The sequence below is a fragment of the uncultured Campylobacter sp. genome, from assembly GCF_938040115.1.
Lineage (GTDB): Bacteria > Campylobacterota > Campylobacteria > Campylobacterales > Campylobacteraceae > Campylobacter_A.
In genome coordinates, this window is sequence record NZ_CALHXD010000315.1 from 1 (window position 1) to 6,232 (window position 6,232).

9 protein-coding genes are annotated in these 6,232 nt (G+C 41.5%); 6 read left to right on the top strand and 3 right to left on the bottom strand.

The window, feature by feature from the left end:
- Both Q0314_RS10655 and Q0314_RS10660 read right to left on the bottom strand, forming a co-directional pair.
- Nucleotides 1–957 (bottom strand): peptidylprolyl isomerase (locus tag Q0314_RS10655; RefSeq protein WP_298058861.1); only part of this gene is annotated, 957 nt, incomplete at its 3' end.
- A gap of 119 nt (nt 958–1,076) precedes the next feature.
- Nucleotides 1,077–1,664 (bottom strand): class II aldolase and adducin N-terminal domain-containing protein, encoded by a 588-nt coding sequence (locus tag Q0314_RS10660; protein ID WP_298058863.1) that lies wholly within the window; start codon nt 1,662–1,664, stop codon nt 1,077–1,079.
- 54 nt (nt 1,665–1,718) lie between these two features.
- Here Q0314_RS10660 and rsmH point away from each other — a divergent pair, with 54 nt between their 5' ends.
- A complete protein-coding gene (gene rsmH / locus Q0314_RS10665; protein ID WP_298058865.1) occupies nt 1,719–2,651 on the top strand; it encodes a 16S rRNA (cytosine(1402)-N(4))-methyltransferase RsmH in 933 nt (310 codons plus the stop codon).
- Complete coding sequence (locus tag Q0314_RS10670) at nt 2,641–2,922, top strand: hypothetical protein (RefSeq protein WP_298058866.1); 282 nt, start codon at nt 2,641–2,643, stop codon at nt 2,920–2,922. Before rsmH ends, Q0314_RS10670 begins: the two co-directional genes overlap by 11 nt.
- On the opposite strand, the gene Q0314_RS10675 is transcribed toward Q0314_RS10670, so the two are convergent.
- The gene (locus Q0314_RS10675; RefSeq protein ID WP_298058868.1) at nt 2,923–3,432 is read right to left on the bottom strand and encodes a hypothetical protein; all 510 of its coding nucleotides are present in this window, start codon (nt 3,430–3,432) and stop codon (nt 2,923–2,925) included. It abuts the gene before it with no gap.
- 130 nt (nt 3,433–3,562) lie between these two features.
- Here Q0314_RS10675 and Q0314_RS10680 point away from each other — a divergent pair, with 130 nt between their 5' ends.
- From Q0314_RS10680 to Q0314_RS10695, 4 genes are all read left to right on the top strand, one after another.
- Nucleotides 3,563–4,417, top strand: a complete 855-nt coding sequence (locus Q0314_RS10680) for a D-amino-acid transaminase (protein WP_298058870.1) — start codon at nt 3,563–3,565, stop codon at nt 4,415–4,417.
- An 81-nt stretch (nt 4,418–4,498) separates the two neighbouring features.
- On the top strand, nt 4,499–4,984 hold the full coding sequence (locus tag Q0314_RS10685) for a hypothetical protein (RefSeq protein ID WP_298058872.1): 486 nt from the start codon (nt 4,499–4,501) through the stop codon (nt 4,982–4,984).
- A gap of 42 nt (nt 4,985–5,026) precedes the next feature.
- Complete coding sequence (locus Q0314_RS10690) at nt 5,027–5,509, top strand: DUF523 domain-containing protein (protein ID WP_298058873.1); 483 nt, start codon at nt 5,027–5,029, stop codon at nt 5,507–5,509.
- The gene (locus tag Q0314_RS10695; RefSeq protein WP_298058875.1) at nt 5,502–5,834 is read left to right on the top strand and encodes a hypothetical protein; all 333 of its coding nucleotides are present in this window, start codon (nt 5,502–5,504) and stop codon (nt 5,832–5,834) included. Before Q0314_RS10690 ends, Q0314_RS10695 begins: the two co-directional genes overlap by 8 nt.
- Nucleotides 5,835–6,232 lie beyond the last annotated feature (398 nt).

The following is a 6,232-nucleotide window of genomic DNA, read 5'->3' on the forward strand; positions in this document are numbered from 1 at the left end:
TTTTAGCTCATCCATCGGCAAGCTTGCATTATCTTCAAATGTAGCTATCGATACGTCCGCTTGCTTCTCGTCTTTCTTAATTTTTAGATACTCTTCAAGGGCGACTTTTTTAGTTTGTTTGAGATTGTAGTCTTTTAGTACTTCATCTTTAACAGCTTCAAATTCTTTTATCTTGTCGTCGCTACCTTTATATTCGTTTTTGTTTTCGTTGTAAAATTCTGTTAGCTCGTTAGTATTTGCATCGCTTGATATAGCTGGGATAAATTTGGTATCAAGCTTAAATTCGGTCATGGTTTTATATTCGTTCTTATGCTCTTCCCAGAGTTTTTTTAACGCATCTTCATCTATTTTTATTTCGTCTGCGTTAGCCTCTACGACCTTAATGGAGATTTTATCCTGCATCAAAAAGCTAGCCGTTAGCATATCTATATCTTGAGCATTTGCAGGTAAATTTAGAGCGTGTCTTAGCTTGTCTAAAAGTATCACGTTTTTTAGGCTTTCTTCATATTCACTTTCAGTGGTTCTGGCTCTTTTTAAAGTATTTTTGTAAAGCTCTTTGTCAAATTTGCCGTTTGAGTGGAAATTTTGGTCTGCGATGATGTATTTGACTATATCTTCGTCATTTACGCCCAGCCCCAAGTCATCTGCGAAATTTAAAAGCATAGCATCGTTTACTAACGCCTCTAAAGCTAAATTTTCAATGCCTAGCTCGCTTGCATTTTCGTCACTTAGCTGTCCGTCAAAAAGCTGACTATAGTATGCGTGAAGCTGACCGTATCTGTTTTGAAACTCTTGGATACTTATATTTCGATGTCCGACCTTAGCTACCGAGCTAGCTCTACTCGCATTTAGATCGTATGCTCCCCATCCGACGAAGCCTGCTCCGACGAAGGCTATCGTGCTCACCCAGATCGTCACGACGAGGTATTTTCTATGCTTTTGCATCCAAGTTATCATCTAGTTCCTTCAAATTTATAAAAATTTTATGCATTATTTTACTGAAATATCGTAAATATCACCTTAAAAACGCGCTTTTTATCGATAAAATTTCAAAATATTTAACATTTTTAAAGATGTTAGTTTCGTTCAGATTCGTAAAGGCGAGCTACGCTTAGCAATTTGCACGTATTTTCAAGGATCGCGACGTCTTTTGCGAGCTGATACGGAGTCCTGCTATGTACGTATACGCCGTATCCTTTGATGACCATTATGTTAGTTTTATTCTCTAACATATAGCGATAAATTTCCGTATCCGCACGCTCATACCAGTCGTCAAACTGTTTTGGGTCATAGATTGGGATTTCGTGATGTTTGATATAACCAAAAAAATCCCTCGGACGGATAAAAGAATGCCCCAAAGTATAAGCCGTTAGGTATGGCGGCATAGCGTAGCAGATATATTTGGCTTCGTTTATATTTTTGTATATATTTAGGTGGATGTCCGCGTCTATGCTCGCATCGTTCCAGCGATAATCCCTTTTTGAGTTTAGCATGATCAAATCTTCTTCTTTAAGATTGTCAAAAATCGTCGTTCTTTTATTTATCAAAAAAGAGTCGTGCTGAATTCTAGCCGAAATAGAGCCGTGAAAGACGCCGAAAAAGTTTTTTCTAAACATCGAAAGAGCGATGTTGCTGATCTCGCTTGCGCAGTATTTTAAGTCCATTTTAACCTTTTATAAACTTTTTTTGTTATTATACACAAAAAATAAAGGCTAAATTTGAACTCCCCACACGTTCCCGTGCTACTTGATGAAGTTTTGCAAGCTTTTGAGGATATAAAAAGCGGCGTGATTGTCGATTGTACGCTCGGATACGGCGGGCATTCTAGCGCGATTTTAGAGCAAAATCAAAACATAAATTTGATAGCCTGCGATCAAGATGAAGAAGCAATCAAATTTAGCTCCGAAAGACTTAAAAAATTTGGCCAAAGAGCGCAAATTTTTAAGAGCAAATTTTCAGAAATTTTGGGCAAAGTAGAGCAAAGTCAAATTCGCGGCATCCTAGCCGACATCGGTGTTTCGTCGTTACAGCTAGATAAAAACGAGCGCGGCTTTGGCTTAAAGAGCGAAAATTTAGATATGCGGATGGATGCGCAGGCTAAATTTTCAGCTTACGATGTTGTAAATTTTTATAGCGCAAAAGAGCTAGAGCGTATATTTGAGGGCTACGGCGAGCTACCTAGTCCTGCCAAATTTGCCGCCAAAATCATAGAAGCCAGGCAAAGCGGCGAGATAAAAAGCGCCGAACGTCTCGCGCAAATAATCGGGCTAAAGGGCGTAAACGGACGCAGCGTTAGCGCGGCGACGTTAGCTTTTCAGGCGATAAGGATAGAGGTAAACAACGAGCTAGGTGAGCTGCAAAATTTGCTCCAAAGCATCGAGGATTCGCAGATCGACGAGTGTATCGTGGCGATAATCAGCTTTCATTCGCTAGAAGATCGCATCGTGAAAAATAAATTTAGGCAGTGGGTACAAAGCTGCATTTGTCCGCCGCAGGCCCTTAGATGCACGTGCGGAGGGGATAACGCGCTGGGTAAAATCGTTAGCAAAAAAGCAATAACGCCAAGCGCTGCCGAAGTCAAGGCAAATCCGCGCTCAAGCTGCGCGAAAATGAGGATTTTTAAAATTTCAAGAGGTAAAAATGCAAGATAAAAACGAGGTTTTAGAGTTTAGCGGCGAGCAAAAAAAGGAACGAAATTTAGACTACAAAACGTTAGCGACGGCGTATCTGGGGCTTTTTATCGCGCTTGCTTTGTTTTTGCCTAAAATTTACATCACAAATCAAATTTATTACATCAGTCGCGAAATCGGCGATCTAAGCGGCAAACGCGACGTCTTGCTCGAAGAAAATAGAGAGCTTCGTTTGAAACTCGAGCGAATGAAATACAAAAATCAAATTTTAGACCCGCTTATTCTGCAATAACTAAATCCCAGCCTCAGACTGCGCGACTAGGCGCTCTAGGACGTACTGTTCCAAGTCCTTGCGCGGGATTTCGTTTTTTACCGCTTCGTTGTAGATCATCTCGACTTTCGTGGAGTATTTTTCGTAGCTAAAATACGGAAAATGCACGCTCCAAGCCTTTTTTATGAGCTCCTTGCTTACGGCTTTTCTCGCCCAAATTTTAAACATATCAAACCCGATAAAAACAGCCGAAGTACCAACTACTGCGCTAACGATCGAGAGGTGAAAATCGAGTTTAGTAAAAAGATTGTGCGTCAAAAGCAGTAAAATAAAAAACACGACGAAGCACAAAAGCCCGTAAACTAGGTAAGTTCTTGCGTAGCGAAATTTAAAATTTAGCTTAGCAGGATCAATCAACATGCCTTCGTTAAAAAGGCAGTTTGCCTCGAGTAGATCGCGAAACAGCACGGGTTGCTTTGAGATAACGAAGATATTTTCTAGGATTAAATTTTTTAACGCGTTATTTTTCATCTTTTTGATTATCCTTAAATTTAGCCTCAATTATATCAAAAACTTCGTAATCCAAGCTAAAATTTGGACTTAAGGCAACGCTTTTTTAAGAGTATTTGAGCTAAAATTACTTAAATTTTAAGGAGAAAAAATGAACGGAATAGTATATCTAAACGGCGAATTTATAGACGCGGCGGCGGCTAAGGTTAGCGCATTTGACCGTGGATTTATCTTTGGCGACGGCATATACGAGGTCGTGCCGGTGCTAAACGGACGGCTCGTGGATAGAGAGGATTTTTGGGAGAGATTTGAGAGAAGCCTAGCTGCTATCGAGCTAAGCTTGCCGCTTTCAAAGAGCGATTTTGGGGGCGTTTTAGAGGAAGTCGTTTGGCGGAACAACCTAAAAGAAGGCGGCGTTTATATGCAGGTCACCCGCGGCGTCGCCGATAGGGATTTTAAATTTATAAAAGGCTTAAAGCCGACTTGTTTCGTCTTTTGCTACGAAAAAGATATCGTCGCAAACCCTGACGCCGCGACCGGTATCGAGGTTGTTAGCGTCGAGGATATCCGTTGGAAGCGCCGCGACATCAAATCGATCTCGCTTTTGGCGCAGTGCTACGCTAAAGAACAAGCCGTAAAAGCCGGCGCATACGAGGGTTTCATGGTCGAAAACGGCTTTGTGACTGAGGCTACTAGCTCGTCTGCATTTATCATAAAAGATAATATCCTCATAACCAAACCGCTCTCAAACGAGATTTTGCCGGGCATCCGCCGCAAGGTGATTTTAGGTTTTGCCGAAAAGGCGGGGCTCGAGATCAAACAGCGACCGTTTACGATGCAAGACGTTTACGATGCCGACGAGGTGTTTATCTCGGCTGCGACGCTACCGCTACTGCCCGTAGTCAAGGCCGACGGCAAGCCGATAAGCGGCGGCAAAATCGGCAAATACGTGCCGATGTTAAGGCAGATGTATATAGATAAGATCAAAAAAGAGGCCGGGCTTTAGGCTCAAATTTGCCGGGCTCTCGCGCTCGTTTTTGACAATATTGTGGCTTGATACGGCAATATAAAATTTATAGGAACAAAAATGCTACATATAATCGGTATACTTATAGTTATAGGGCTTTTGCCTTTTATACTTGATATCGTTATTGCACTAGTAGGCTTAGTTCTTTTGGGGCTTTATTATATATTTATATGGCCTCCCGTACAGCTTGTAAAGCTTGTTTTTTATACGCTTAAGTCAACAATAGAACTTCTTGTTGATGCAGTTGACTTTGTAATAGATGCCGCTAAAGCTACACCTAGTTTTTTGCTTTCAGTATTTAAATTTATAGCAAACATTCCAAGGGCTTTATTTGAAAGCGTGAAAAAACTGATAGCAATCCTATTGAACACCCCAAAGGCTTTTATTGAAGTCACAAAAAAAGTTTATAACAATCTTAAAAGTATCCCAAGCGTTTTATCGGAAGTGATTAAAAAAATAGTGGTAACTTTTAAGGAAAATGTGCTATGGTTTTTATATGCGGCTGGCCTACTAGGTATTTATTTTTTGGGAAATATGTTATATTAGTAGGATTTTGCACTACAGGTTTTACTAATTAAAAAACTAACGATGAAAAATAAACCCAAAATTTTAATCAGCGCCTGTTTGCTCGGCGAAAACTGCAAATATAACGGCGGCAATAACGCAGACGCGATTTGCGCGGGCGAGCTTGCCAAACTTAGACAAATTTACGAGCTAATCGCCGTTTGTCCGGAGAGTATGGGCGGACTAGCGACCCCGCGCGAACCTGCCGAAATTTGCTCAAAGGGACGGGTTTTAACCAAATTTAGCGGCCGCGACGTTACGCGAGAGTTTCTTTCGGGCGCGCAAATTTGCGCCGATATTGCCCGCGAAAACGGCTGTAAAATCGCTATTTTAAAAGAGCGAAGCCCAAGCTGCGGAAGCGGATGGATTTACGACGGAAGCTTTACCGGGCGGATCGTTAGCGGCGACGGGATAACCGCAGCGGCGCTAAAAAAACTTGGCGTTCGGGTAGTTGGTGAAAGCGCGCTTGCGGAGCTAAATTTAGAAAAAGAAGCGCAAAATGGCTGAGTGGATAAACGTTAAAGATATAGCGGGCAGTGCGAAATTTTACGCCGGGGCGGCGATTAGGATAATGCCGACAGCGCGCGGGCTTGCAGAGGGAAATTTTATCCCCGAAAACGGGCTTGTTTACCTTATCTCGGACAATGCTTCAGATAAGAGTTATTTTAACTGCGTCTGCCTAAGCGCAGGCGAAGAAGGCAACGTGATCTGCCGCCCCTGGCGAGATGGCAACTGCGTACTTGGAAGACAGATCAAGCGGATGTTTGAGAGTGAGCTGCAAGAGGCGTTTGTAAGTAAAAAGTATCGAGATTGCGGTAATATAAGGCGGTAAAATTTAACATCTTTAGTTTGTTAGTAAAATTCTGCTAGCTAGTAGCGCAAAAGTTGTTATAAATTTGTGCGTATCAAATTTCTAGCTCGACTTTGAAAAATTTGCCGCTTGAAATTTAAAAAATCTCAAATTCGTCAAATTTGCTTAAACTAAAAAATTGACACACGGGTTACCGTGCGGCTAACATTAAATTTAAAATTTACAAGCCGCTTACCGCTTTGATTAGAACTCAAATTTTAACAGAAGGCAAAACGGCGACATTCTGGCCGCTAGCCAAAACGTAACGATAAATTTGAGTCCAATTTCACCCAAATTTATCGTTAAAATCTCCGTCAAATTTATCTCAAATGCCCAAACTCAGGCCTATACTCAAAGTGCATCGTGTCAAAGCTCACCCA

Excerpts from the sequence above, each read along its gene's own strand:
- Q0314_RS10675 (WP_298058868.1), bottom strand. The coding sequence starts at position 3,432 with ATGAAAAATAACGCGTTAAAAAATTTAATCCTAGAAAATATCTTCGTT.
- Q0314_RS10670 (WP_298058866.1), top strand. The coding sequence starts at position 2,641 with ATGCAAGATAAAAACGAGGTTTTAGAGTTTAGCGGCGAGCAAAAAAAG.
- Q0314_RS10685 (WP_298058872.1), top strand. The coding sequence starts at position 4,499 with ATGCTACATATAATCGGTATACTTATAGTTATAGGGCTTTTGCCTTTT.
- Q0314_RS10695 (WP_298058875.1), top strand. The coding sequence starts at position 5,502 with ATGGCTGAGTGGATAAACGTTAAAGATATAGCGGGCAGTGCGAAATTT.
- Q0314_RS10680 (WP_298058870.1), top strand. The coding sequence starts at position 3,563 with ATGAACGGAATAGTATATCTAAACGGCGAATTTATAGACGCGGCGGCG.
- Q0314_RS10660 (WP_298058863.1), bottom strand. The coding sequence starts at position 1,664 with ATGGACTTAAAATACTGCGCAAGCGAGATCAGCAACATCGCTCTTTCG.
- Q0314_RS10690 (WP_298058873.1), top strand. The coding sequence starts at position 5,027 with ATGAAAAATAAACCCAAAATTTTAATCAGCGCCTGTTTGCTCGGCGAA.